This window comes from Giesbergeria anulus (assembly GCF_900111115.1).
GTDB classification, from domain to species: domain Bacteria; phylum Pseudomonadota; class Gammaproteobacteria; order Burkholderiales; family Burkholderiaceae_C; genus Simplicispira; species Simplicispira anulus.
This window is the reverse complement of sequence record NZ_FOGD01000011.1, coordinates 14,300-39,478: the sequence shown is the minus strand read 5'-3', so window position 1 is coordinate 39,478 and position 25,179 is coordinate 14,300. Positions and strand designations below refer to the sequence as shown.

General features: G+C 59.0%; 26 protein-coding genes and 2 riboswitches. Of the genes, 18 read left to right on the top strand and 8 right to left on the bottom strand.

Annotation, left to right across the window (positions count from 1 at the left end; all coding sequences use genetic code 11):
* The first annotated feature begins 3 nt into the window (after nucleotides 1-3).
* The 8 genes from BMX55_RS13380 (at nucleotide 4) to BMX55_RS13345 (ending at nucleotide 7,919) form a co-directional block, all read left to right on the top strand.
* Entirely contained in the window at nucleotides 4-621 is a 618-nt protein-coding gene (locus BMX55_RS13380; RefSeq protein ID WP_091458553.1) for a hypothetical protein, read from the top strand.
* Between the two features lie 8 nt (nucleotides 622-629).
* Nucleotides 630-1,256 (top strand): D-glycero-beta-D-manno-heptose 1,7-bisphosphate 7-phosphatase, encoded by a 627-nt coding sequence (gmhB, locus tag BMX55_RS13375; protein WP_091458551.1) that lies wholly within the window; start codon nucleotides 630-632, stop codon nucleotides 1,254-1,256.
* An 8-nt stretch (nucleotides 1,257-1,264) separates the two neighbouring features.
* A riboswitch (S-adenosyl-L-homocysteine riboswitch) is annotated at nucleotides 1,265-1,346 on the top strand.
* Between the two features lie 12 nt (nucleotides 1,347-1,358).
* Nucleotides 1,359-3,035, top strand: coding sequence for a methyl-accepting chemotaxis protein (locus tag BMX55_RS16870; RefSeq protein ID WP_177172914.1), 1,677 nt, complete (start codon nucleotides 1,359-1,361; stop codon nucleotides 3,033-3,035).
* Nucleotides 2,992-3,072, top strand: a riboswitch (S-adenosyl-L-homocysteine riboswitch). (Overlaps the previous gene by 44 nt.)
* A gap of 74 nt (nucleotides 3,073-3,146) precedes the next feature.
* Nucleotides 3,147-4,580: an adenosylhomocysteinase gene (ahcY, locus tag BMX55_RS13365; RefSeq protein ID WP_091458549.1), complete on the top strand. Its 1,434-nt coding sequence runs from the start codon at nucleotides 3,147-3,149 to the stop codon at nucleotides 4,578-4,580.
* A 24-nt stretch (nucleotides 4,581-4,604) separates the two neighbouring features.
* Entirely contained in the window at nucleotides 4,605-5,603 is a 999-nt protein-coding gene (locus BMX55_RS13360; protein ID WP_091458547.1) for a TlyA family RNA methyltransferase, read from the top strand.
* Nucleotides 5,600-6,457, top strand: a complete 858-nt coding sequence (metF, locus tag BMX55_RS13355; RefSeq protein ID WP_091458545.1) for a methylenetetrahydrofolate reductase [NAD(P)H] — start codon at nucleotides 5,600-5,602, stop codon at nucleotides 6,455-6,457. Before BMX55_RS13360 ends, metF begins: the two co-directional genes overlap by 4 nt.
* Before the next feature lie 111 nt (nucleotides 6,458-6,568).
* The gene (locus BMX55_RS13350; protein WP_091458543.1) at nucleotides 6,569-7,183 is read left to right on the top strand and encodes an OmpW/AlkL family protein; all 615 of its coding nucleotides are present in this window, start codon (nucleotides 6,569-6,571) and stop codon (nucleotides 7,181-7,183) included.
* Nucleotides 7,184-7,304: 121 nt separating this feature from the next.
* Complete coding sequence (locus BMX55_RS13345; RefSeq protein WP_245751454.1) at nucleotides 7,305-7,919, top strand: septal ring lytic transglycosylase RlpA family protein; 615 nt, start codon at nucleotides 7,305-7,307, stop codon at nucleotides 7,917-7,919.
* Here BMX55_RS13345 and BMX55_RS13340 read toward each other — a convergent pair whose 3' ends face one another.
* The gene (locus BMX55_RS13340; protein WP_091458622.1) at nucleotides 7,920-8,813 is read right to left on the bottom strand and encodes a 23S rRNA (adenine(2030)-N(6))-methyltransferase RlmJ; all 894 of its coding nucleotides are present in this window, start codon (nucleotides 8,811-8,813) and stop codon (nucleotides 7,920-7,922) included. It abuts the gene before it with no gap.
* Nucleotides 8,814-8,896: 83 nt separating this feature from the next.
* Here BMX55_RS13340 and BMX55_RS13335 point away from each other — a divergent pair, with 83 nt between their 5' ends.
* From BMX55_RS13335 to BMX55_RS13315, 5 genes are all read left to right on the top strand, one after another.
* On the top strand, nucleotides 8,897-10,750 hold the full coding sequence (locus BMX55_RS13335) for a serine/threonine protein kinase (protein ID WP_143059682.1): 1,854 nt from the start codon (nucleotides 8,897-8,899) through the stop codon (nucleotides 10,748-10,750).
* Nucleotides 10,751-10,960: 210 nt separating this feature from the next.
* Nucleotides 10,961-11,389, top strand: coding sequence for a 50S ribosomal protein L13 (gene rplM, locus BMX55_RS13330; protein WP_091458541.1), 429 nt, complete (start codon nucleotides 10,961-10,963; stop codon nucleotides 11,387-11,389).
* Between the two features lie 9 nt (nucleotides 11,390-11,398).
* Nucleotides 11,399-11,791: a 30S ribosomal protein S9 gene (gene rpsI / locus BMX55_RS13325; protein WP_091458539.1), complete on the top strand. Its 393-nt coding sequence runs from the start codon at nucleotides 11,399-11,401 to the stop codon at nucleotides 11,789-11,791.
* Between the two features lie 174 nt (nucleotides 11,792-11,965).
* Nucleotides 11,966-12,331, top strand: a complete 366-nt coding sequence (erpA, locus tag BMX55_RS13320; protein ID WP_091458538.1) for an iron-sulfur cluster insertion protein ErpA — start codon at nucleotides 11,966-11,968, stop codon at nucleotides 12,329-12,331.
* A 158-nt stretch (nucleotides 12,332-12,489) separates the two neighbouring features.
* Nucleotides 12,490-12,927, top strand: coding sequence for a hypothetical protein (locus tag BMX55_RS13315; RefSeq protein WP_091458536.1), 438 nt, complete (start codon nucleotides 12,490-12,492; stop codon nucleotides 12,925-12,927).
* A gap of 2 nt (nucleotides 12,928-12,929) precedes the next feature.
* On the opposite strand, the gene BMX55_RS13310 is transcribed toward BMX55_RS13315, so the two are convergent.
* The 4 genes from BMX55_RS13310 to BMX55_RS16485 all read right to left on the bottom strand — a co-directional run bounded on the left by BMX55_RS13310 (nucleotide 12,930) and on the right by BMX55_RS16485 (nucleotide 16,879).
* Nucleotides 12,930-13,844, bottom strand: coding sequence for a 5'-nucleotidase (locus BMX55_RS13310; RefSeq protein ID WP_091458533.1), 915 nt, complete (start codon nucleotides 13,842-13,844; stop codon nucleotides 12,930-12,932).
* 18 nt (nucleotides 13,845-13,862) lie between these two features.
* The gene (gene gspF, locus BMX55_RS13305) at nucleotides 13,863-15,092 is read right to left on the bottom strand and encodes a type II secretion system inner membrane protein GspF (protein ID WP_091458532.1); all 1,230 of its coding nucleotides are present in this window, start codon (nucleotides 15,090-15,092) and stop codon (nucleotides 13,863-13,865) included.
* Nucleotides 15,093-15,639: 547 nt separating this feature from the next.
* Entirely contained in the window at nucleotides 15,640-16,656 is a 1,017-nt protein-coding gene (locus BMX55_RS13300; RefSeq protein ID WP_091458530.1) for an LLM class flavin-dependent oxidoreductase, read from the bottom strand.
* 52 nt (nucleotides 16,657-16,708) lie between these two features.
* On the bottom strand, nucleotides 16,709-16,879 hold the full coding sequence (locus tag BMX55_RS16485) for a hypothetical protein (RefSeq protein WP_177172911.1): 171 nt from the start codon (nucleotides 16,877-16,879) through the stop codon (nucleotides 16,709-16,711).
* 153 nt (nucleotides 16,880-17,032) lie between these two features.
* Between BMX55_RS16485 and BMX55_RS13295 the strand changes: the two genes are divergently transcribed.
* The 3 genes from BMX55_RS13295 to BMX55_RS13285 are packed head-to-tail and all read left to right on the top strand — an operon-like array spanning nucleotide 17,033 to nucleotide 19,985.
* Nucleotides 17,033-17,401: a response regulator transcription factor gene (locus BMX55_RS13295; RefSeq protein ID WP_091458528.1), complete on the top strand. Its 369-nt coding sequence runs from the start codon at nucleotides 17,033-17,035 to the stop codon at nucleotides 17,399-17,401.
* A gap of 5 nt (nucleotides 17,402-17,406) precedes the next feature.
* Nucleotides 17,407-18,174 carry an HD-GYP domain-containing protein gene (locus BMX55_RS13290; protein WP_091458526.1) on the top strand — a complete coding sequence of 256 codons (768 nt, stop codon included), beginning with the start codon at nucleotides 17,407-17,409 and terminating at the stop codon, nucleotides 18,172-18,174.
* Nucleotides 18,175-18,212: 38 nt separating this feature from the next.
* Complete coding sequence (locus BMX55_RS13285) at nucleotides 18,213-19,985, top strand: sensor histidine kinase (RefSeq protein ID WP_091458524.1); 1,773 nt, start codon at nucleotides 18,213-18,215, stop codon at nucleotides 19,983-19,985.
* Here the strand turns inward: BMX55_RS13285 and BMX55_RS13280 are convergent, their stop codons facing one another.
* The 3 genes from BMX55_RS13280 to BMX55_RS13270 are packed head-to-tail and all read right to left on the bottom strand — an operon-like array spanning nucleotide 19,986 to nucleotide 22,643.
* Nucleotides 19,986-20,684, bottom strand: a complete 699-nt coding sequence (locus BMX55_RS13280; RefSeq protein ID WP_091458522.1) for a DUF484 family protein — start codon at nucleotides 20,682-20,684, stop codon at nucleotides 19,986-19,988. It lies immediately after the preceding gene.
* Nucleotides 20,681-21,562: a diaminopimelate epimerase gene (gene dapF, locus BMX55_RS13275; protein WP_091458520.1), complete on the bottom strand. Its 882-nt coding sequence runs from the start codon at nucleotides 21,560-21,562 to the stop codon at nucleotides 20,681-20,683. Before dapF ends, BMX55_RS13280 begins: the two co-directional genes overlap by 4 nt.
* A 43-nt stretch (nucleotides 21,563-21,605) precedes the next feature.
* Complete coding sequence (locus BMX55_RS13270) at nucleotides 21,606-22,643, bottom strand: metallophosphoesterase (protein ID WP_177172910.1); 1,038 nt, start codon at nucleotides 22,641-22,643, stop codon at nucleotides 21,606-21,608.
* 85 nt (nucleotides 22,644-22,728) lie between these two features.
* Between BMX55_RS13270 and BMX55_RS13265 the strand changes: the two genes are divergently transcribed.
* Both BMX55_RS13265 and BMX55_RS13260 read left to right on the top strand, forming a co-directional pair.
* Complete coding sequence (locus BMX55_RS13265; RefSeq protein WP_091458515.1) at nucleotides 22,729-24,390, top strand: MBL fold metallo-hydrolase; 1,662 nt, start codon at nucleotides 22,729-22,731, stop codon at nucleotides 24,388-24,390.
* The gene (locus BMX55_RS13260; protein WP_091458513.1) at nucleotides 24,383-25,171 is read left to right on the top strand and encodes an rRNA pseudouridine synthase; all 789 of its coding nucleotides are present in this window, start codon (nucleotides 24,383-24,385) and stop codon (nucleotides 25,169-25,171) included. The genes BMX55_RS13265 and BMX55_RS13260 overlap by 8 nt, the downstream gene beginning before the upstream one ends.
* Nucleotides 25,172-25,179: the final 8 nt, after the last annotated feature.

Here is a 25,179-nt window from a genome sequence, read left to right as displayed (position 1 = left end):
AGCATGGCATTGACCACACAGCAACGCACGGCATGGTGGCTGTTTGCGCCACCCGCGTTGCTCACCGGGCTGCGCTGGCTGCTGCAATGGCAAGAGGGGCGCGGCCCTGCCTCTACGGTGCTGCCACTGTCGCCGTTTGCTGGGGCACAACCCTTATCCGCCATGCTCTGGCAAGTGGCGGGGCCATTACTGGCCCTGCTGGTGCTGGCACTGGGCCTGTGGTGGGTGCGGCGGCGCTGGGGTTGGCCTACGGTGCAGCGCATTTTGTTGGGCTTGTGGGTGGCCGTTTGTTTGGGTGGCGGTGCAGCCTTGCTGTGGCGGCCCTACAACCTGCAAGGCTTGCAAGCCTTGCCCCCTGTGCAAGCGCAAGTGTTGGGCCACCATACCAAAATGCCCAATCTGCGCAGCACGGGCGGCACCGAACTGGTGTTGCGCGTTGCCACCCTAGAGCCTTTGCAGCAAATACTGATCGACGATCCACAGGCGGCGCAGTGGCAGCCGGGGCAAACTTTGCAATTGCAATGGGCACGGGGCCGCCACAGTGGCCTGTTTGTCACTGGCTGGCAGGCCCTGCCCAGCGCAGCGCCAACAGCCAGCACACCGGAGGCTTTTCTTCCATAATTGTGATCATGAAACTCGCCATTCTTGATCGCGACGGGACCATCAACGCCTTGGGCGAAGATGAGTTCATCACCTCCCCCACCGATTGGCAACCCCTGCCCGGTGCGCTGGATGCCATTGCCCGGCTCAACCATGCAGGCTGGCATGTGGTGGTAGCGGCCAACCAGCCGGGGCTGGGACGCGGCCTGTTCGATATGGCCACGCTCAATGCGGTTCATGGGGCTATGCACAAGCAACTGGCTGCCGTGGGTGGGCGCATTGATGCTGTGTTTTACTGCCCCCATACCCCCGACGAAGCCTGCTATTGCCACAAGCCCGCCCCCGGCTTGTTAGAGCAAATTTGCGAGCGCTATGGTGTGGATGCCAGCAAAGTCTGCATCATTGGCAGTTGCCTACCGCATATGCAAGCGGGTGCCACGGTAAAGGGAATTTTGCATTTGGTCTGCACCGGTCAAGCCGCAGAGTTAGACCCAGCAGCGCCGTTGCCGCCTGAGTGGCCCACAGGCATACAAACCCACGCCAGTATGGTCGCGTTGGTCGATCAATTACTGGCCCCGGCCACGCCAGTGCCTACCGCAATGGCTGCGTGTGCCCCCCTAACATCGGTTGCACTGGCCACCACCAACTCCGGATGATCCGGCCACTTCCGAGGAGCGTTGCAGCGCGCCCCCAGCACAGGGGTACGTGAGGCTCGGAATCCACCACCACAACGACGCTCAAAATGTTAGGAGAACTTCATGAAAGTTGTTACTCGTCTAGCACTGGGCTTTGGTATCGTTGCCACGATAGGCATTTTGATTACCATCATTGGCTCATTCCGAATGAGCGAACTAGCAACTGATCTTGATCAGGTAGCCAACGACCGCATGGTCAAGGTGGCTCAGTTCACAGAACTCAAAGAAAACTTTAACTCGATTGGCCTACTTACCCGCAATATTGTAATAAGTGAAAATGTCGCTTTGCATAGCGAAGAAAAGAAAAAAATCGCCACCCTGCGCGCAGCAAACAGCGAATTACTCGAAAAACTTGATAAAACCTTAAAAATACCCCAAGCGCGTAACCTTTTAAAAATTATCACCGACAACCGTGGCATTTATAACAGCAGCATTGATCGTGTAATAGCCCTCACTGAAAAAGGTGATGAAGCCGAAGCCGAGCGTTTACTTTTTAACGAAACACTTGCTCTGCAAAACATTGTTTTTAAAGCTACGGATGACTCCCGCAAGCTACAAAAAGAACTATCTGAAAAGATCGCAGGGGAAGCCGCAGAATTGGCCCGCACTTCCGTCAGCCTAATGACCGGCATGGCTATATTAATGTTTGTTATTGGCTCATTGGTCGGTTTGATTATTTCTCGTGATTTGTTACGCGCACTGGGGGCAGAGCCTTCTGAGTTGTCAGAAGCAGTGAATCGTGTAGCCAAAGGTGATTTAGACACTCCTTTACAGGTTCGCAGTAACGATACCGTCAGTGTCATGGCAGCCGTCGCACAGATGCAAGCCTCACTGTCTAGTGTGGTGTATAACGTCCGTCAAAATTCAGAGAGCGTGGCTACAGCCAGCGCCCAAATATCGCAAGGCAATAATGATTTGTCAACCAGAACTGAGCAACAAGCCAGTGCACTAGAAGAAACTGCTGCCGCAATGGAAGAGCTCGGTTCTACCGTCACACAAAATGCCGAAAACGCCCGCCAAGCCAATCAATTGGCAAAAAGTGCAAGTAACGTAGCGATCAAAGGCGGCGAAGTGGTGGCCCAAGTGGTGGGAACCATGAAGGAGATTGATGATTCATCGAAAAAAATCGCAGCCATTACCAGCATAATTGATGGAATTGCTTTTCAAACTAACATTTTGGCCTTGAATGCCGCAATCGAAGCTGCACGGGCAGGCGAACAAGGCCGTGGTTTTGCGGTGGTGGCCTCTGAAGTTCGCTCTTTAGCGGGACGTTCTGCCGAGGCAGCCAAAGAAATTAAAATCCTGATCGATGCCAGTGTCCAACGGGTCAAAGAAGGCTCTATCTTGGTCGATCAAGCCGGGGACACCATGACCGAAGTGGTCGGCTCCATTCGCCGCGTGACCGACATCATGGGTGAAATCAGTGCTGCCAGTAGCGAGCAAAGCCAAGGGGTAGCACAAGTGGGTGAAGCCGTCACACAGATGGATCACACCACCCAACGAAATGCAGCGTTGGTCGAAGAAATGGCCGCTGCTGCGAGCAGTTTAGAAAACCAAGCCCAAGAGTTGGTAGAAACAGTGGCGGTTTTCAAACTGTCATCACATCCAACAGAAGACGTTGTGGTGGGTGTAGTGAGTCGCCCCGCTATCGACACGATCGCCAGCGGCAAACCCAGCCAAGTTTCGTATAATCCTTCCTTCCGAGGAGCGTTGCAGCGTCCCCAGCATAGCGGGGCGTGAGGCTCGGAACCCACCCTAGCAACGACGCTCATCCACTTTCCGTGCGGTGAGCTTTTTTTTTGGCAATCCTGTGTCGGCAAGTGGCTTGTTCACCCCTGTTTGGAGCCGCCCATGAATGCACCTTCTTCCACCTTCGTTAACGCCGATTGCGCGATTGCTGACATCGCCTTGGCCGCTTGGGGCCACAAAGAAATCCGCATCGCCGAGACCGAAATGCCCGGCCTGATGGCCATCCGTGAAGAGTTTGCCGCCAGCCAGCCCCTCAAAGGCGCACGCATCACCGGCAGCCTGCACATGACCATCCAAACCGCCGTGCTCATCCAAACTCTGGAAGCACTGGGCGCGCAAGTGCGCTGGGCTTCGTGCAACATTTTTAGCACCCAAGACCACGCCGCTGCCGCCATTGCCGATGGTGGCACGCCGGTATTTGCCGTCAAGGGCGAATCACTGTCCGACTACTGGGATTACACCCACCGCATTTTTGAGTTTGGCGCAGCCGGTACCCCCGGCGAAGGCCCGAACATGATTTTGGACGATGGCGGCGATGCCACCATGCTCATGCACTTGGGCCAGCGCGCTGAAAAAGACCTGTCGGTGCTCGACAAGCCCACCAGCGAAGAAGAAACCATCCTGTTTGCCGCCATCCGCGCCAAACTGGCCGTGGATGCCACATGGTACACGCGCAAATCGGCGGAAATCATTGGCGTGACCGAAGAAACCACCACCGGCGTTCACCGCCTGAACGAAATGTCGGCCAAGGGCACGCTGCTGTTCCGCGCCATCAACGTCAATGATTCGGTCACCAAGAGCAAGTTTGATAACCTCTATGGCTGCCGCGAGTCTTTGGTCGATGGCATCAAGCGCGCCACCGACGTGATGATTGCAGGCAAAGTGGCCTGTGTGGCCGGTTATGGCGATGTGGGTAAGGGTTCGGCCCAAGCGCTGCGCGCCCTGAGCGCCCAAGTTTGGGTGACTGAAATCGACCCCATCAACGCCCTGCAAGCGGCAATGGAAGGCTACAAAGTAGTCACGATGGAATACGCTGCCGACAAGGCCGACATCTTCGTGACCACCACCGGCAACCGCGACGTCATTCGCCACGAGCACATGGCCGCCATGAAAGACCAGGCCATCGTCTGCAACATCGGCCACTTTGACAACGAAATCGACGTGGCGTCGATTGAAAAATACCAGTGGGAAGAGATCAAGCCCCAAGTCGATCACATCCAGTTCCCAGACGGCAAGAAAATTATCTTGCTGGCTAAGGGCCGTTTGGTCAATTTGGGCTGCGCCACCGGCCACCCCAGCTTTGTGATGAGCGCCTCGTTTGCCAACCAAACCATCGCCCAAATCGAGCTGTTCACCAAGCCCGACCAATACCAAAACGGCAAGGTCTATGTGCTGCCTAAGCACCTCGACGAGAAGGTGGCCCGCCTGCACCTGAAGAAGGTCGGTGCCATGCTCACCGAGCTGACTGACTCCCAAGCCGCCTACATTGGCGTACCCAAAAACGGCCCTTACAAGGCCGATAGCTACCGCTACTAAGCCAACTTGAGAATGTGATCCGCTATGCGTGCAGATGTTTTTTTGGTAGAAAAGGGCCATGCGGCCACGCGCTCCCAAGCGCAGCGGCTGATTACTGCCGGGGTCGAGTGGCGCTTGTCGTCATTCGCACCGTGGCAAAAAGTAGCCAAAAACGGCGATGAAATCCCGGTCATGGCCGAGTTGCGGCTGCTCGATGGTGCCGAGGCCAAATACATCTCGCGCGGCGGTCTCAAACTCGAAGGGGCGCTGGCTGCCACTGGGCTGCAAGTGAGCGGCTTGCGCTGCTTGGATGTAGGCCAAAGTACGGGCGGCTTTACCGATTGCCTGCTCCAGCAAGGGGCGACACAGGTGATTGGCGTCGATGTAGGCCACGGCCAGTTGCATGAGCGCTTGCGCCAAGATGGGCGCGTGGTGTGTGTGGAGGGTCTTAACGCCCGCAGCATGACTGCAGCCGATTTGCAGGCCGCCTGCGAACTGGCATTGTCTGAAGTGATCGAAGAAGCCGAAGACAACGACACCCAGCCCGTCGCCCCCTATAGCTGGATGCGCAATGGCGGCTTGGTCGATGAAGAATACGACGACAGTGACGACGCCAAAGAGCAAGACATCGAAGCCTTCAAGGCCGAGCGCGCCGCCAAGCAGCAAGCGCGCCAAGCGGGCACGTTGCCGGTGCAACGCCGTCGCCGTGCAGGGCTAGAAGGCGTGGATATCACGCCCTCATTTGACGTCATTACTGGCGATCTGTCTTTTATCTCTTTAACGCTGGTACTGCCCGCACTGGTGCCCCTGCTGGCCCCCGGTGGCACGCTGTTGATGCTGGTCAAGCCGCAATTTGAATTGCAGCCGGGCCAAGTTGGCAAAGGTGGCATCGTGCGCGACGCAGCGCTCTACCCCGTGGTAGAGCAGCGCATCCGCGACTGCTGCGCCGGTTTGGGCCTGGCCGTGCAAACTTGGCTGGACAGCCCGATTGCGGGCGGTGACGGCAACCGTGAATTTTTTGTTTTGGCAAGGAGCGCCGCATGACTGCTGCCACTGCATCAGCTACCGGCTTGCCGGTGAGCCTAGAATTTTTTCCCCCAAAAACCCCCGAAGGGGCCAGCAAGCTGCAAGCCGTGCGCCAGCAGCTGTATGCGCTGCGCCCAGAGTTTTGCTCCGTCACCTACGGCGCGGGCGGCTCCACGCACGAGGGCACCTTTGCCACCGTGCGCGACATCTTGGCCGAAGGCATGGATGCAGCCTCGCACTTTTCTTGCATTGGTGCCACCCGCGACACCGTGCGCGAGCAACTGGCTACCCTCAAAGCGATGGGCGTGCGCCGCCTCGTGGCCCTGCGCGGCGATTTGCCCAGCGGCTATGGCTTGGGCGGTGAATTTAATTACGCCAGCGATTTGGTTGCCTTTATTCGCGCTGAGACTGGGCAAGACTTTCAGATTGAAGTGGCCGCTTACCCCGAAGTGCATCCACAAGCCAAATCGCCTGAGGCTGACTTGCAGGCGTTTGCCACCAAGGTGCGCGCCGGGGCCGACTCAGCCATCACCCAGTATTTTTACAACGCCGATGCTTATTTTCGCTTTGTAGAAGATGCGCGCAAACTGGGGGCTGACGTGCCGGTGGTACCAGGGATCATGCCCATTGCCAGCTCCACCCAGTTGCTGCGCTTTTCAGACGCCTGTGGCGCAGAGATTCCGCGTTGGATTCGCCTGCGTCTGCAAGCCTATGGCGACGATACCGCCAGCATCAAAGCCTTTGGCTTGGATGTAGTCACCCAACTGTGCGAGCAACTGCGCCAAGGTGGCGCGCCCGCACTACATTTCTACACCATGAACCAGAACACTGCCACACTAGAAATTTGCAAACGTCTGGGGCTGGCGGGGTGATGTTTTTGCACCACATTGGCGTGGCCCCTTGACGCATATCAAGCATGGCCCTGGCGACAAGGTGGTTAATAAGGACTTGGGAATGTCCCCTGAATTTTCCGGATTTTTGTGATGAAAAAAACTGTTCTGGCTGCTGCCCTGTTGGGTGCTGTTTTGTCGTCTTCTGCATTTGCGCAGCAAGCTACTGAAGGCTCTTGGATGGTGCGCGCCCGTGCCGTCCATCTGGAAAGCAGCAACGGCGATTCCACGCCTCTGGGCCTGACCACTAACAACAAGTGGCTGCCTGAAGTCGATATCAGTTATTTCTACACCAAGAATCTGGCGGTCGAGCTGATCCTGACCGTGCCACAAAAGCACACCCTGTACTCCAACGGTGGCGCTATCGGCACCTTCAAGCACCTGCCCCCCACCCTGACGGCGCAATACCACTTTACCGATTTGGGCGCGTTCAAGCCTTACTTGGGTGCTGGTGTCAATTACACCCGCCTGTCTAATGTGAACTTCTCGCCAGCTGTGGTCGCTGCCCTGCACCCTTCGGTAGACAAAAATAGCTGGGGCTTGGCCATCCAAGCCGGTGTCGATATTCACCTCAAAGACAATATGTATCTGAATTTGGACGTCAAAAAAGTGCAAATTCGTACCGATGTGGCCTCGTCTGGCCGCAAGGTGGGCGAGTTCCGCGTAGACCCCGTGTTGGTCGGTATTGGTCTGGGCTGGCGCTTCTAAAATCCAGCGCGCGCTGCTTGGCTCTACTATCATCCCGCCATGTGCGGGATTTTTTTTGTACTGGGCCTAAAGGCACTGCGCTAACATCAGCGCCCCTGCTTTTTTGGAAAGGCTCTGGCACATGATGCCTCTGTTGCCAACGGTTTCATGGCGGCGCTGCCGCCCCGCGCACACGCTAATTTCTGCCATCCTGAGCCTAGGAGCCAGCATCGCCAGCGCCAACGACGCCCCCCCGCCAGTGCTGGAGGAAGACAGCACCACCACGGCAGCACCAGCGCCAGCGCCGTCTCTGGGCCTCAAAGCGCCCAACGCCAGTGCATTATTGGCCGTACCGGTACAAAGCGACCTTCTCAGCACCGACAGCGCCAGCACTACGGCATCAGAGGATACCGGGCTGCCCCAAGTTGATTTGCAGTTTCCGCAAGAATATGGCTTGGCCTCTTGGTATGGCGCTAAACAGCACAAGAAACGCACCGCCAGCGGCGAGCCGTTTGATATGCACGACTTCACTGCCGCCCACCCCACACTGCCTTTTGGCTCACGGGTGTGCGTACGCAGCGCCCTGACTGGGCGTGAGGTGGTGGTACGCATCAATGACCGGGGGCCACACGGTGGCAAGCGCGTGATTGACATCAGCCGCGCTGCTGCCGAGGCACTGGGCATAGTGCAGCTGGGCACCAAACCCGTCACGCTGCACACCTTGCCCGATGAAGACAGCGTGTGCCCCGGCAACTGATTAGCTGCCCGACTCTAGCGTGTGGGTAGCGTTGCGGTCTTGCCCCAGCAATTGCACCATCTGGGCCAGCGCATCCTTGAGTTCTGCCTTTAAGGTATAGGGCGGGTTAATCAGAAACATGCCACTGGCGGGCAAGCCGGGGCGCTTGGTTTGGCCTTCGAGCGTTTCGGTGATCTTGCTCGATTTAACGGTAAGGGTGGCATGCAGCCAACTCTTGCCCGCCTTTTGGGCCATCGTCTTTAACCGGCGCGGCAGATCATGTGCCTCTGGGCGCGGAATGATCGGATACCACACGGCATAGGTGCCAGTGGCAAAGCGCTTGAGGCTGTCTTGCACCATATCGAGCACTTTGCCGTAATCGGTTTTGATCTCGTAGCTGGGGTCGCACAACACCAGCGCGCGGCGCGAGGGCGGGGGCAAAAATTTCTTCAGGCCCTCAAAACCATCTTCGTGCAGCACAGCGATCTGGCGGCCTGCTTCTAGTTGGGCCACATTGCCGCTCAAAGAGCGCATATCCGAGGGGTGCAGTTCAAACAGCTTGAGCTTGTCGTGACTGCGCAGCAAGCGCTGGATGATAAAGGGCGAGCCGGGGTAAATTTTGGTGTTGCTGCCCGCATTAAACGAACGCACCAAGTCAATGTAGGCTTGCAATGCCGGTGCCAGCGGCACATGGGCGGCCCCAGGCACCGTGAGGCGCAAAATGCCATCAGCGGCCTCGGCGCTGGTCTTGGCATAGTCGCCATCGAGCCGGTACAAACCGGCACCAGCATGGGTGTCCAGCACCATCAGCGCGGCGTCTTTCTCGGTCAGGTGTTGCAAAGTGGCAATCAGTACGGTGTGCTTGAGCACATCGGCATGGTTGCCTGCGTGGAAGGCATGGCGGTAACTGAACATGGTGCTATGGTAACGATCGCTGCGCTGGATCAGCATTTTTTCATCTTTATCGTCGATGATGGCGTCTTTTTGTCAGCCGCGCCATGTCCGAATCTTCTTACGGTACCCCTGTGTCTGCCATTTACCATGCGGATGCCTTGCCCTCAGGGGCGCGCTTGGGCGAGTTTGAAGTGCTTGCCCTGCTTGGCGTGGGTGGCTTTGGCATGGTCTACCAAGCTTTTGACCACTCCCTGCACCGCTCAGTAGCCATCAAAGAATATATGCCAGCCAGCTTGGCGGGGCGCACGCCCGATTTGTCGGTGGCCGTGCGGGCGCTGGCCGATGTGCCAGCCTTTGAAGCCGGGCTGCGCTCCTTTATCGGCGAGGCGCGCATGCTGGCGCAATTCGATCACCCATCGCTGGTCAAGGTGTTTCGGTTTTGGGAGGCCCACCACACCGCCTATATGGTCATGCCCCTGTACAGCGGCATGACGTTCAAGCAAGCGCGGCTGCAAATGCGCTCCCCGCCGCCCGAAGCATGGCTGCGCCAAGTGCTGTGGTCGGTGCTGGGGGCCTTGCGTACCCTGCACAACAGTAACACCCTGCACCGTGATATCTCGCCCGACAACATCTTTTTGCAAGATGTTGGCCCGCCTGTGCTGCTGGACTTGGGCGCAGCCCGCCAAGCCATCAGTGACCGCGAGCGCAAGCACACCGCTGTGCTCAAGGTCAATTACGCCCCGATAGAGCAGTACGCCAGCGGCGACGCCGACCTGCCCCAAGGCCCGTGGAGTGATTTGTACTCCTTGGCCGCCGTGGTCTATGGCTGCCTGTGCAACGACGTGCCCGACCCCTCCACCTTGCGCGCCATCCGCGACCGCATGGTGCCCTTTGCCCGCGTTGCCCGCACCGTGGGGCAGGAGTTTGGTCAAACCTATTCGCCCGCGTTCGTCAACGCCATCACGCAAGCGCTGGCGTTGCAACCCCAAGAGCGCCCACAAAGCATTGAGGCTTTTTTACAACTGCTGGAAATGCCCAACGCCCCGGCCCCCATGCAGAGCTTCGATTTTCGGGCAGCGTTGGGCGACATCTGGGTCGAACCCACCGACCAACCCAGCGGCGCTAGGGCCATGCCCACGGTAGACCTGTCCACGCCCAAAGCCGTCAGTGCTGGCCCCATTCCTGCCCCGGCAGCATCGCCCAGCTACTTGGTGGCCGATGCCGGAGACACCATGCTGCTAGAAGATGTGCAAGACACGATGCTGCTGCACGGCCCAGACACCCTCATCCAAGGCGATACATCCCCCGAATCCATCGGCCTAGAATCGAACTGGCCTGAGCGCCACTCGATGCGCCCCGCCCCCCCCACCGCACCGTCTGCCACCGCTACACCCCAACGTCCATGGGTCAGATGGGCGGGCGTGGCTGCGGTGGTGGCAGTCATCACAGCAGGCACTGGGGTGTATACCAACCGCACCTCGGTCAAGGCCGCGTCCAACGCAGACCAGCACATCATTACCGAGATGGCCGATCCAGCCCCCAAGCCTGCGCCAACGCCAGCCATTGCACCGCCTGCGGCTGCCGTCGACACAGCACCGGCCAGCGCCGAGCCAGCCCCAGACACGCCAGCCCCGGCGTTTGTCGAAAAAACCGACCCCCGTGCGCTATCGCAAACGGCGCCCAAACCGGCACCGGTGCGCAAACCGCCCCCAGCGCCTGTACCAGTGGCAGCCACGCCAGAGCCAGCTCCGGCCATGCCCAACACCCCACCCACCCCGGCCAGCCACCCAACCAGTGCGCCCAAACCGGCGGCCCCCACCTTGTGCGCCGACAGCAGCGCGCTCACGCGCAGCATGTGCCTTCGCAGCGAATGCCGCCTGCCCGCCTCCGCCAACCTGCCCGTGTGTGTCGAGTTCCGTAAGCAAATGGAGCCGCTAGAAGTGCGCTCGTCCAACTAAAAAATGCCCCCCGCCAAAATGGGGGCCGTTATATAATCGCAGGCTTCGCAGCGATTGCGCAACTCCGCGACGAAGGGCAGCCAGTAGCCACAAACACCTGCTGCCAACACCACCTAAGAGGTTTCCTTCAGAGAAACACCGACCGTGGAAAAGAGTTCCCAGGACGCCAGCCCCTGTTCAGGCTGGTCAAACCCTCGAAAGAAATACAGCATGAAAACTTTCAGCGCCAAGCCCGCTGACGTGCAGCACGAGTGGTTTGTGATTGACGCCACCGATAAGGTGCTCGGACGGGTAGCCAGCGAAGTTGCCCTCCGTCTGCGCGGCAAACACAAAGCCATTTACACACCGCACATTGATACCGGCGATTTCATCGTCATCATCAACGCTGCCAAGCTCAAGGTCACTGGTACCAAGAACTTGGACAAGGTGTACTACCGCCACTCCGGTTATCCCGGCGGCATCACAGCCACCAACTTCCGTGACCTGCAAGCCAAGTTCCCTGGCCGCGCACTGGAAAAGGCTGTCAAGGGTATGTTGCCCAAGGGCCCCCTGGGCTATGCCATGATCAAAAAGCTGAAGGTGTATGGCGGTGCCGAGCATCCGCACAGCGCCCAACAGCCCAAAGTGCTGGAAATCTAAGGAGCCGAGATGATTGGTGAATGGAACAACGGCACTGGCCGTCGCAAATCCAGCGTGGCCCGTGTATTTCTGAAAAAAGGCACTGGCAAAATCACGATCAACGGCAAGGACATCCAGTCCTACTTTGGTCGCGAAACCTCGATCATGATCGCCAAGCAACCCCTGGCACTGACCAACCATGTCGAAACCTTCGACGTGATGATCAATGTCCACGGTGGTGGTGAATCCGGCCAAGCCGGTGCAGCCCGCCACGGCATCACCCGCGCCCTGATCGACTACGACGCAACCCTCAAGCCCGTCCTGAGCCAAGCTGGCTTCGTGACCCGCGATGCGCGTGAAGTCGAACGTAAGAAGGTCGGTCTGCGTTCTGCACGCCGCGCCAAGCAGTTCTCCAAGCGTTAATCCGCTTTTTTGCCTGCTACCCAAGCCGCCCAGGGTTCGCCTAGGGCGGCTTTGTTGTTGCTGGGGTTTGCATAATGCCCCTACCCCCATGAGCGGCAAGTGCCGCCCGCCTGAATGACCGACTGTTTTTGAGTAGTATTCGGGCAAGTTCCCAAAATTCCGGAGATTCTCCCCATGACTGCTGTAGCCCAAGCCCCTCAGATCGAAGAAATGCCTGCGCCGATCATCTTTACTGACAGCGCCGCCGCCAAGGTGGCCGACTTGATCGCCGAAGAAGGCAACCCCGACCTGAAGCTGCGCGTATTTGTGCAGGGTGGCGGCTGCTCAGGCTTTCAGTATGGCTTTACCTTTGATGAAATCGTCAATGAAGACGATACCACCATGACCAAAAATGGCGTCTCGCTGCTGATCGACGCCATGAGCTACCAGTATTTGGTGGGTGCAGAGATCGACTACAAAGAAGACCTGCAAGGCGCGCAGTTTGTGATTAAAAACCCCAACGCCACCAGCACTTGCGGCTGCGGTTCGAGCTTCTCCTGAGTGCGGGGTAAGGGCGTGCAATTTTTGGCGCACCGGATCACAATAGTGCCATCCTGAAAAAAGGCTTCACTTCTGCGTTGGTTTGCCGTTATATAGGACAGCCATAAAGCCTTTTGTGGGGCTTTTGCGTTTTACTATTACTGCTACGGGGCCTCGCCATGCAAATTCCTCCCGTTGACCGATCCCCATCGTGGCGCACGATCAGTGCTGATCTGTCTACCACCGGCGCGTCTGGGGCTGTGCCCGTGCGCCCCATCAACGCGCCCAATCCAGTCGAATCTATGGACCGGCTCGGTGAGGGGGCCATTGTCAAGACGCCAGACAAGCCCTCGGATACCGACGGCCCCAACCGCGACTGGACAACCCCAGAAGAAAAAAAGCTGGTGCCAGAGCTGCCCCCAGAGCCAGAGCCAGAGCCAATCTACAAACAGTTGCTCGACTTTATCCAATCCATGTGGCGCGCCAGCGGCACGGCCATCGAGATGGCGCAAGAAATCAACAAAATGACCTTGCAAGAGCGCATGGCCCTGCAAGCCAAAAACGAGCCAGATCTGACCTACTCCGACCCCAAGGTCAAACGCACCGGCGGTTTGTAACCCTAGCCCGCCAGCGGTGCATTGGCAATGCCGCTGCTGACATGGCCTGCCGGTACATGGCGGGCCGCAGAAGTGACATGGCCGGTTTGGTCATCAAAGAAAAAATCCGGTTCAAATTCGCGCAGAAACTCCCCCTTGGGCAGGCCCCCCAAGAACATGGCCTCATCGACGGCAATGTTCCAATCCATCAGGGTGCGGATGGCGCGCTCATGCGCCGGTGCGCTGCGCGCCGTGACCAACGCGGTGCGAATACGCATACCACTGCTGCCGCTGGCTTGCTGTAAGCGGTGCAAGGCCACCAGCAAGGGCTTAAACGGGCCTTGCGGCAGGGGTTGGGCCGCCTTATCGCTCTCGTGGCGCTGAAAGGCATCTAGGCCCTGCGCTTGAAACACGCGCTCGGCCTCGTCCGAAAACAATACAGCATCGCCGTCAAAGGCAATCCGCACTTCTTGCGGATGGGCGTTGCCTGCTTGGGCCGATTCAGTCAGCACCCGCGCGGCGGGATAGCCCAAGTGCAGGGCTTGGCGCACATCGGCCTCATTGGCAGATAAAAACAAATGCGCGCCCAAAGGCCGCAGATAGCCAAAAGGCTCGCGCCCTTGGGTAAAAACACCGCGCTGGATGCTGGGCAGCCCGTGCGCTTGGCAAGAGCGAAACACGCGCAAGCCACTGACCGGATCATTGCGTGACAGCAGCACCACCTCGACTCGTGCCTGCTCAGGCGTGTTAAAGGCCAGCAGCTTGCGCACCAAGGAAAAGGCCACACCGGGGGATGCGGGCACCTCTAAACGCTGGTGTTGCAAAGCCCGGTAGGCGGCATCGTTATCACGGTCGAAAACGGTGTTTTCTTCCTCAAAATCAAACAGAGCCCGCGAGGAGATCGCCACGACCAACCGGTTTTGTAATGATGCGCTCATGGTGGATACGGGCCAAGGTTATTTAACAAACTGGTTGAGTTGGATGATAGGCAACAACACCGCCAGCACAATCAGCATCACCACCAGCCCCATCGTCACAATCAGCAGCGGCTCCAAAATAGTGGCCAACTGCATGGAGCGGCGCTGCACTTCGGCAGACAGTTGCTGCGCAGCGCGTTGCAGCATCAACGGCAACTGGCCGGTTTGCTCACCCAGCCGGGCAAACATGGCTACCAGCCCCGGAAAACGTTTTTTTTGTGCCAACGCTGACGCCAGTGGCGCGCCCTCGCGTACCAGCACCAACGCCTCCAAAGCATCGGCTCGCATAGCCCGGTTGTTTAAGGTTTCAGCGGCGGCCTGCAAGGCTTTGAGAATCGGTACCCCGGCACCGGCCAGCATGGCCAGTGTGCTGGCAAAGCGGGCGGCGTTGTAGCTGCGCGCCAGCCGCCCCAACAAGGGCAATTGCAACCACGCCGCATCCACCTTCTGCCGAAAGGCTTCGCCCGTCAGCATCCAGCGCCAGCCTATCCCCCCCAAGAGCAGCAGCAGCAACACCGCCCAGCCATACTGGCGCACGGCGCTGCTCAAGGCCAGCATAGCCACCGTCAAAAAGGGCAAAGCGCGCTTGGTGCCAGCAAACACGCTGGCTACTTGGGGCACTACATAGGTGACGAGAAACAGCACAATCACCAAGGCCAACAAAGTCACGATGGCAGGATACAGGGCAGCCCCCATCAGTTTGGCGCGCAGGGCTTGGCGCTCTTCCAGATCATCGGCCAGCCGCTCTAGCACCAACCCTAGGCTGCCGCTGGCCTCACCGGCCCCCATCACGGCACAATAAATGTCAGAAAACTCCCGTGGGTGCTGTTGCAAGGCGCGGGCAAAGCTAGAACCGGCATTAACCTCGGCACGCAAAGCGGCCAACAGATGGTGCTGGCGCTCGTCTTCGGCCTCATCGGCCAAGGCGGTCAGGGCGCGCTCCAACGGCAAACCTGAGACCACCAACCCGGCCAATTGGCGTGTCCACACCGCCAATGTCGTGGCATTAAACACTGGGCGCATCAGCAGGCGCTGACTCCACGATGGCGCACTGCCACCAGCAGAACCAGCCTCTACCAGTGCTACCGCTAATGGCACCAAGGCTTGGGCACGCAACTGGCTGCGCGCCGCCTTGGCCGTATCGGCTTCCAGCACCCCATTGCGGGTCTGGCCTTGGGCATCGAGGGCTTCAAAAGAAAAAGCGGGCATAGGCAGCAATCGGGCGTTCAGAGCACAGCATCAAGCCGTGCATGGTAGCTGCTGAACCGCCCACCCACCGGCCACGTCGTATTTAGAAGCTTTGCCTGTCGTCTTCAGCTCCCGTTGTACTGGGGGATGGCTTCATCCATCAGTGCAGCGGGCTTGCTGGCTTGGTGCGTGCAGCACGGCGCAGGACAGCACTGTGCATTTATAACAAAAGCCCAACGCAACCCCATGCTGATCTTACCAACATAGAGGAATCCAAAAATAAAAATCTGGCTTACAGCATAAATCTTTTGATATAGGCCTTGCTCATGCCATTTATATGCAGGACACGCAACATGAAATAATAGCGGTCACTGCATAGGGTGGCAGCAATTTTTTCTTCAACTCTTTCACACAGGTAATGGTATATTTTTACTACCATCGCAGCTGCCCATTCTGGAGCAATCTATGCCACCAGAGCCAATTATCTATATAATATTTATTATTAATCAATAAAACTGAACGCAAATTCAAGCCCCTAAGGGGCCTGAGAAGATGGTGCTATCAGGGATCAGGGTATTGGTGAAAGAGACTGAGCAGCCAAGGCTGCAATCTCTAGCGAGTGCAGGCGCAAAGCAGGGTCAAACACATCACTGACTAGCATAAACTCGTCTGCCTGCGTAGCTTGCCACAGCGCAGCAAAACCAGCACGCACAGTATCGGGGCCGCCAATCACCGCAGCAGCGAGAAAATCGGCAATGCCTGCGCGCTCTTGGGCACCAATGTGGGCCATAAAATCTTTTAGTGGGGGCTGCAAACGGCCACGTTGCCCCGTCAAAATGCCCAGCACCCGCTGGTAAGTGCTGCTGGCCAAATACTGCGCTTCCTCGTCAGTAGGGGCTGCAATCACCGGTACACCCACCACTACATAAGGTTTTTTGAGCGTGGCCGATGGCCGAAACAGCCGCCGGTACAACTCCAGTGCTGGCAACAACATGCGCGGTGCAAAATGCGAAGCAAAAGCATAGGGCAATCCCATCTGCGCTGCCAGTTGCGCCGAAAACAGGCTAGAGCCTAGCAGCCAAATGGGCACTTGGGTGCCAGCTCCGGGCATGGCAGTAATGCGTTGACCGGGCTGGGCAGGCCCCAGCAAACGCTGGACCTCTGCCACGTCGCGCGGAAAATCTTCTTCGGTTTCGACCCGGTCGCGACGCAAAGCACGCATGGTTGGGCCATCGGTACCGGGGGCACGACCCAGTCCCAGATCAATACGACCGGGATACAGTTCAGCCAAGGTGCCAAAAGCCTCAGCCACCACCAGCGGAGCATGGTTAGGCAGCATGATGCCGCCCGAGCCTACGCGGATGCTTTGGGTGTGGGCGGCAATGTGACCGACCAATACGGCAGTGGCCGAACTGGCAATGCCGGGCATATTGTGGTGTTCAGCCAGCCAGTAGCGACGAAAGCCCAGCGCCTCAACGTGCTGGGCAGTGCGCAGGGCAATGTCCAAGGCTTGGGCCACGGTACCGCCTTCGCGGACGGCCACCAAGTCCAGCATGGACAGAGCAGGGCAATGAGAAGTAATCATAGTACCCACATTGTGGCTGCTGCACGCAGGGCACTATGAGCCCACTACCAGATCACTGAGCAGCCGGGGGGGATTGGGGTTCTAGGGCCGTGTCGGAGGTAGAAGAAGCTGGCGATGATGCCTTGGCACCAGCTTGGGCCGCCTTAAGCAACATAGCAGACAGGTCAGCCTTAATTTTTTCGGCTTGGGATTGCAGCGGAGTGGGGTTGGTGCTTTCAGTCATGGCACGAATCTACCACTAATAAGTGCCAACGCGCAGGCACTAGCCGCCTATGGCCCAGCAGTGAGTCCCCACTATGGAACAGTTTTTATAACCCCGTTGGGCTAGGATGAGGCGAACTGGGCATAATCTTTCACTTCCCACCAAGAAAGCATCATGGGCAAGCGTATATTGATTGTTGAAGACCACGCCGATATTCGTCGGCTGATCCGCATGACCCTCGAGTTTGAAGACCACGACATCCGCGAGGCCGCCAACGCCGATGAGGGCTTGGTGCAGGTGCGTGAGTGGGGCCCTGAGTTGCTACTGCTAGATGTGATGATGCCCGGCAGTATGGATGGTTTAGGCTTGTGTCGTTTGGTGAAAACCGACCCCACACTGGGACGGCCCAACGTTATTTTGCTCACAGCACGCGGACAAAGCCAAGACGTTGAAGCAGGCATGAATGCCGGGGCCAATGCCTACTTGCTCAAACCCTTCAGCCCCCTTAAGCTCATCGAAACCATCAATAGCCTAGAAGATTGAGGCCCATGCCCAAAACCGAGCATCAGCCTGAGGCGACGCAGTTTGATGCCGCCGCCGCCGACCAGATGGAGACCATCATCTCTGATCTGGGGCGGATGTACCACGAGCGCAATGAGGCGCTACAAGAGGTGGCTCGTGCCCACCATGAGGCGTTGTTCCGGCTGGCTATGGCGGCGGAATACAAAGATGACGACACAGGCGTGCATATCGTGCGCATTGGCTTTTTGGCCGAGGCTTTGGCCCGGCACCTAGGGCAATCGCGGGCCTACGCTACGCTGCTGCGCAAAGCCGCGCCCATGCACGACATTGGCAAAATCGGCATTCCAGACAATGTGCTCAAAAAGCCAGGAAAACTCGACCCTGCCGAGCGCGAAATTATGAACCAGCACCCTGGCATTGGGGCTGATATTCTGGGCAAGTCGCGCATTGCCCTTTTCCAGATGGCTTCAGAAATTGCCCTAGCGCACCACGAACGCTGGGACGGCAAGGGCTACCCCTCAGGACTGGCTGGAGAAGATATCCCGCTGTCGGGGCGCATCGTCACGGTGGTTGATTTTTACGATGCAGTGACCATGGATCGGGTGTACCGCGAGGCTTTTAGCACCGAAAAAGCCTTAGAGATGCTATTGGCCGAGCGTGGCCGGGCCTTTGACCCCAGCGTAGTGGACTGCTTTATGGAGCACAGTGCATCGCTAGAGGCCATGCGCCAGCACGTCACTATCCATCGGATGACTTTTGCTGATTTGGTTCACGACAAGCCCCTAGCGCGTTGAACACCCACGAGGATCTTTGACCTTTCACCCACATCGCTTTGACTGCCTCCTCATCCTCGGCACCTGCCACCAACAAGCACCGCCCGCACCACTATGCGGGTATCGTGTATGGCTTTAGTATTCTTGCCTTGGTTATGGCTTGGACTACGGTGGCCACGGTGCTGTACTGGCAATGGCAAGCTACCCTAGAGGCCGAGCTACGCCAAAATATCAATATGGCCCGGGCCATCAAAGAGCACACCCTGCAGGTGCTAGAAACCATAGATCAGGCCATCTTGCGCTTGCAAACGCTAGCCACCGAACGCAAACCACTGCCACAGGACTATCTGCGCACGGCCAACGAAACGGGTTTGACACCCAACATCATTACGCAACTGGCGTTTATAGATGCACAGGGAAATTTTCAGGGCAGCAACCTCGACCCCGATGGCAAGCGCAGTGGTCATGTCTCCCTCAAAGACAGGGAACACATTCGGGTGCATTTGCACAGGGGTGAAGCCGACCACACCTCGCGCCAATTATTGGATGATGGTTTGTTCATCAGCAAGCCCCTGCTGGGCCGAGTATCAGGACAATGGAGCATCCAGCTCTCACGCAAAGTGATGGGACTGGATGGACACACCCTGGGCGTGGTGGTGGCCTCAATGAACCCCGTGCATCTGTCCAACGTTTATAGCAATGTGCAACTGAGCCCTGGAGCAGGACTGATGTTGTCCGGATTGGACGAGGTTATCCGGGTGCAGGTGATAGATGGCATGAGCTCTGGCATGGGCGAGCGTGTGGCTACAGCGCTGGCAGCAGCCACCCTAGAAAACTTGGACGGCACCATGATCAGCATGGGCCACGATGGCGTCGAGCGCCTTGTGGGCTACAGTCGGGTGGGCAATTACCCACTCACGGTAGTTAGTAGCACCACTGTACAAGAGGCATTTGCCCGCTGGCGCACCAACCGCAATATGCTGTTGGTAATGTCCACCTTGTCTAGCCTATGTGTAGGGGGTTTTTTGTGGCTGTTTCGTAGCAGCGTGCGCGAGCTGGCACAAAGCCATGAAGCCTTGGTACGCAGCGAGGCCCAAGCCCAACAGGCCAACCAAGCCAAAAGCGAGTTTCTGGCAGCTATGTCGCATGAATTGCGCACGCCACTGACCAGCATCAAGGGCTTTTCCGAACTGATTGCTATGCGCAGCAAAGATGCCGTCACTGCCGAGCAAGCCGACCTGATCAACCGCGCAGCCACCCACCTGAACAGCTTGCTAAGCGAGATTTTGGATTTGGCCCGCATTGAAGCCAAGGCCATGCCTACCCTCCCCGAAACGGTGCCCTTGCGCACGCTAGTCAATGAAGTGACAGCGCTGTTTCAGATCAGTGCAGTGGCCAAATCCCTGACTTTGGACTTGGTAGTAGAACCCAACGTGCCTGAGCACATTCACACCGACCCGCTCAAACTGAAACAGATTTTGAACAATTTGCTGTCCAACGCGGTCAAATTTACCGAGCAGGGCCATATTGCTTTGCAGGTCAAACTCGACCTGACCGGGCAGCAAGTGTTGTTGCAGGTCAGCGATACCGGGCCGGGCATTGCCCCCGAATTGCACGAGCGCATTTTTGAGTACTTTCGCCAGGGCGATGCACGTGTCAGTTACGAATACGGCGGCACTGGCCTAGGGCTGGGTCTTTCTAGGGGGCTGGCGCAGCTACTGGGCGGCACCCTGACACTACAGTCGGCACCGGGGCAGGGCGCACGGTTTACGCTCTCGCTGCCTCTGGTGCAGCACGGCAGCACACCGACCCCAGCCCCAGCCAATACCTGATTAACGCAAACGCGCTAAGGCAGCGCTGGCCGTTTCGGCAATGCGCGTCAGGAAATCGGTGCCCATGGTGGCCTCAAAGCGGTGCGGATCGTCTGAGGCCAGCACCAGCATACCAAAGGCCGGGGTGGCGTGCTCCATTGGGCCATCGCGCAGGGGAAGCAGCGCCAACGATTGCACCATGTCACCGTCGCGCAGCCAACCCACCGGCTCAAAGCCCAAATTAGGGCCACAAAAAGGCATGGTCAAGGAGGAGGCAAAAGCGCGCACATCGTTACTTGCCCCCACCGCAAACGGTGCGTTGGCATAGGCCGGAGACACGCCCCAGACGCGCATGGCAGCTTGGGGCACCTCAAACTGACGCCGAATGCCCTGCACCACGGCCTCAGGCAGCGAGGGCGGATGCGTCATGCGCTGCAAATCACAGGCCCATTGGTGCAGGCGCTGGTCAATCGACATATTTTGCTGGCCGTTGTGCACCATCTCCAAAATGCGCTGTTCCAAGTCGGCAATTTTGGCGCGCAGGCGCTCGGCTTGGCGCTCTTGCAAACTCACGGCCCGGTGCCCATGCGGACTGATGATCTGCACACTGGTCAGCAGCTCGGCATGGCGCTCAAAAAACCCCGGCGTCTGCATGAGGTAGTCGGCAATGTCTTCTTCGGTGATCGGAGCAATGAAAGGGGTGGGGTCGTAGACAGTCATAGGGTGTCGGGGAGTTCGATCTGGCCTTGAAAAACGGAGGTGGCCGGGCCGGTCATAAACACCGCATCGCTGGGCTGGCCGCTCCAAGCAATGCTCAAACGCCCGCCTTGGGTGTCCACGTCCACGCGGGCATCAAGCAGCCCCAAGCGAATACCGGCCACAACAGCAGCACAGGCACCAGTGCCGCAAGCCAAGGTCTCACCGGCACCGCGCTCATAAACGCGCAGACGGATGTGGTTGCGGGCCACAATTTGCATGTAACCCGCATTAACCCGCTGCGGAAAGCGCGGGTGGTGCTCGATCAACGGGCCGGTTTGGGCCACGGGGGCAGTGTCTACATCGTCCACAATCTGCACGGCATGAGGGTTGCCCATCGACACCACACTAACCTGCACCACGGCAACCGGGGCTGTGCTGCTGCCCAACACCAGCGGCCAGCGCTGGCCTTGGCCTTGCGCCTCAGGTTGCAAGCCACTGGCATCAAAGGGCACACGGGCAGGCTCCAGCACCGGGCACCCCATATCCACAGTGACACGGCCATCTGGGGTGAGTTCGGGAGCAATGATGCCAGCGCGGGTTTGCACGCGGATGGTGTCTTTGTCTGTCAGGCCCTGATCGCGCACATAGCGGGCAAAGCAGCGCGCACCATTGCCGCATTGCTCTACCTCGCCACCATCGGCGTTGTGGATGACATATTCAAAATCAATGCCCGGCCCCGGCGAGGGACGCACGGTAAGGATTTGGTCGGCACCGACGCCAAAGTGGCGGTCGCCCAACAGGCGGTAGTGCGCTGGCGTCAGGCCCAGACGGCCTTGGGTTTCGTCGAGCACGACAAAGTCGTTGCCCGCACCCTGCATCTTGGTAAAGCGGATCTGCATGGCGGCAATTATCGTTGTAGGCTTGGCTGCTGTGTACTGCACTTCAGTGCAGTTGCAACACATCGACTCTGGGCAGCACACCCAGCCTTGCCGGTAGCCCGATAGTACCTACCCCCGTGGTAACAAAGAGTGTCCCGGCGGGTGTGCTGTAGCGGCCTGCATACCAGCCGTGGGTGCTCATGCCGGGCAATACAAGGTGCTGGGTGATCCACGGCAGGGTAATCTGGCCGCCGTGGGTGTGGCCGCTCACTATGAGCGTAGCCGACTCTGCGGGCAGCAAAGCGGTGGTATCTGGCTGGTGGGCCAGCACCAGCCGAGGCTGGGACGCTGGCCCCGGTGGCAGCAAGCGAGCAATATCGGCGTGCGGGTCAGCGCCCCACAAATCCCCCAGACCCACGATCTCCCAGCCCTTGAACGATAGGCTGCGCCCCTCCAGCACCTGCACGCCGTGGGTTTGCAAGGCCGTGCGCAGCGCGGCGGTCAGTGGTGGGCCGGGGGCCTGCGTATCGTGGTTGCCCAACACCGCCCAGACTGGGTGGTGCAGCCGGGCCAGCGGGGCTAAGGCGGCTTGCACATCCAATGGTGGGTCATAAGTCCAGTCACCGGCCACCACCACGGCATCGACCTCTTGGGCATTGAGCACATCGACCAAACGCTCCAACTGCCAAGACCGCACAAACAAGCCCACATGCAGATCAGCCACCAGCGCCAGCCGCAAGGGTGGGCTGCCTGCGGGCAAGGCCAGCGGATGGGTACGCACCACCAGCAGGCGCGGCTCTACCAAGGCCCCCCAAGCCGCCACCACCAGCACTACCAGCCCCAGCAAATACCGCCCCCGCAGGCCCACCGCCTGACGCAATTCCAGCAACCAGCCCAGCAGCCAAGGCAACAGCGCCCACCCTGCCCAGAACAGCCACAGCTTGAACCAGACCACCGCCGCCCGCCCTGGCTCAATCCAACGCCCCTGCACATCCCACAGCGCCAGCAACGCTGCCAGCAGACACCACGCTGCACCAACACGGTACGCCGCTGCAGCCACGCAACGCCCACGGGCAGGCATCCATAAAGAAAATGACAGCATCGCTTGAGCGCAGAAAGCGGCAAAAAACAAACAGGCAGATATCGTATGCCAGCACCGCCGCGCCGCCTTGCCCATAATGCAGGCCATGATCCGCCCCAGCCAGCTTCTCCATCCCCCACGCACCCCTGCTGCCATTCGCGATGCCGCCACCGTGCTGCTCTTGCGCGACAGCCCCGAAGGCTTGCAAGTTTTAATGACCCGCCGCTCCGACCATGCCAGCTTTGCACCGGGGGCTTACGTCTTTCCCGGTGGAGGCATTGATGCACTGGATGCGCAATCGCACGCTGTGGCTGCCCGACGCCCCACACAAAGCGACCTGCACCTGACCCAAGCCATTGCCGCCATCCGCGAGAGTTTTGAAGAACTGGGCATTTTGCTAGCCCGCCACGCCGATGGCCGCATGGCCGATGACCAAGACATTGCCCGCCTGAGCCGCCATGCCCCCTTTGCCGCCCAATGTGCCGCACAGGGCCTGACGCTGGCCGCCGACACGGTGTATGTGCTGGCGCATTGGACAGGCGCGCGCGAACTGAGCAAGCGCTTTGCCGTGCCCTTTTTGGTGGCCCGTATGCCCGAAGGCCAAACCCCCGTGGCCGATGAACAAGAGCAGTTTGAGCCAGTTTGGGTCTCACCGCAGCAAGCGCTAGAGCGCCATGCTGCGGGGCAGTTCTTCATGATCTTTCCGACCATCCGCACCCTAGAGCGTTTGGCCCGTTTTGCCAACGCCGATGCAGTACTGGCCGCTGTCGCCCACGAGCAGCCACTGTGGGTCAGCTGCCCGCGTGGTGGCCTGCTGGCGGGCAAAGAAGTCCATTACATGGAAGACGAGCACCCCTTTGGCGAGCTGGCCTTGGTCTGCCCCAATGGCGAAGCTCTGCACCCACTAGACTGGCAAAGCGCAAGCCCAGTGCCGCTACTGCGCAATGTGCAGCGCCTGACGGCCCCCAACCCCGGCTTTATGACTGGCCCCGGCACCAACAGCTATTTGGTGGGCGAGCCCAGCACCGGCTATATCGCCATCGACCCCGGCCCGGCTGACCACGAGCACCTCGATAAACTGTGGCGTGCCGCTGGGGGCGATATCCGCGCCATTGTCTGCACCCACTCCCACCCCGACCACTCACCCGGTGCGGCCCCCTTGCAGGCCCTCTGCACCCAAGCCGGGCGCGCCACCCCGCCTATTCTTGGTTTGCCCTCCGCGCCCACCGCCCGCGCCGCCAGCGCCTTTAGCCCCGATGAAGTGCTGCAACACGGCCAGCGGCTCACACTCACCGGGCAAAGCCCTGCAGGCGAGGTGCACCACACCCTGCAAGTGGTACACACTCCCGGCCATGCCGCCAACCACCTGTGCTTTCTGCTCGAAGAAGATGGCCTGCTGTTCTCTGGCGACCACATCCTCAACGGCAGCACCACAGTGATTGACCCGCCCGATGGCAACATGGCCGACTACCTCGATTCGCTCGATCGGCTCGATGCCCTGTGCGGTCAATACGAGGTTGATTTCATTCTGCCTGCCCACGGCTATGTGCTGCACAGCGCACGCGCTGCCATTGCCCAACTCAAAGCCCACCGGCTGGCCCGCGAAGCCAAGGTGCTGGCCGCCATGCAGGCCCTGCCCGAAGGCACGGTACAAGACTGGGCGGCTCACGCCTATGCCGATGTACCACCAAGGTTGTGGCCCGTGGCCCAGCGCTCTTTGCTGGCCCATGTCGAACGTATTCAAAGCATGGAGCCGGGCAATGACTGAACCCACCCACACCCCCACCGGACTGGTACGCCTAGCCAAACGTTTGGCACAGCAATTGGGCTGCTCACGCAGCATGGCCGAGCAATATATTGAAGGCGGCTTGGTCAGCGTCGATGGCAAGGTCGTAGAGCTGCCGGGTGCCCGCGTGGCACCGCAGCAAACCGTAGCACTGGCACCCAATGCCAGCCTGCTGGACTTGGCCCCCATCACCTTGCTGCTGCACAAGCCGCCCGGCTTTGAAGCAGGCTTGGGCCTAGAGGCTGGCGCTGCCGCCCACGGCAGCCGCAGCCAAGGCGCGCCGCAGGCAGTCACGCTGCTCAATGCAGCCTCACACATGCCCGAAGATGCCTCAGGCATCCAAGTGTTGCTGCGCCATTTCAAGCAGTTGCAATGCTTTACGCCGCTGCCCACGCCCGCCAGTGGTTTGGTGGTCTATACCCAAGACCCGCGCATCGCCCGCAAACTGGCCGAAGACATCGAAACCCTAGAGCAAGAGTGTATTGTCGAAGTGGCCGGTCAAATTGTCGAAGGCGGGCTACAAAAACTCTGCCACGGCCTGAGTTTCAATGGACGCCCCCTGCCCCCCATCAAGGTCAGTTGGCAAAATGAAACCCGGCTGCGTTTTGCCCTCAAGGGCATCCGCCCCGGACAAATCCCGGCCATGTGCGAAGCAGTGGGTTTGCGCGTGCTGGCGATTCGGCGCATCCGCCTAGGCCGGGTGCCGCTGGCAAAGGTGCCCGAAGGCCAATGGCGCTACCTGCACGACTGGGAAAAGTTCTGATTGAAAAT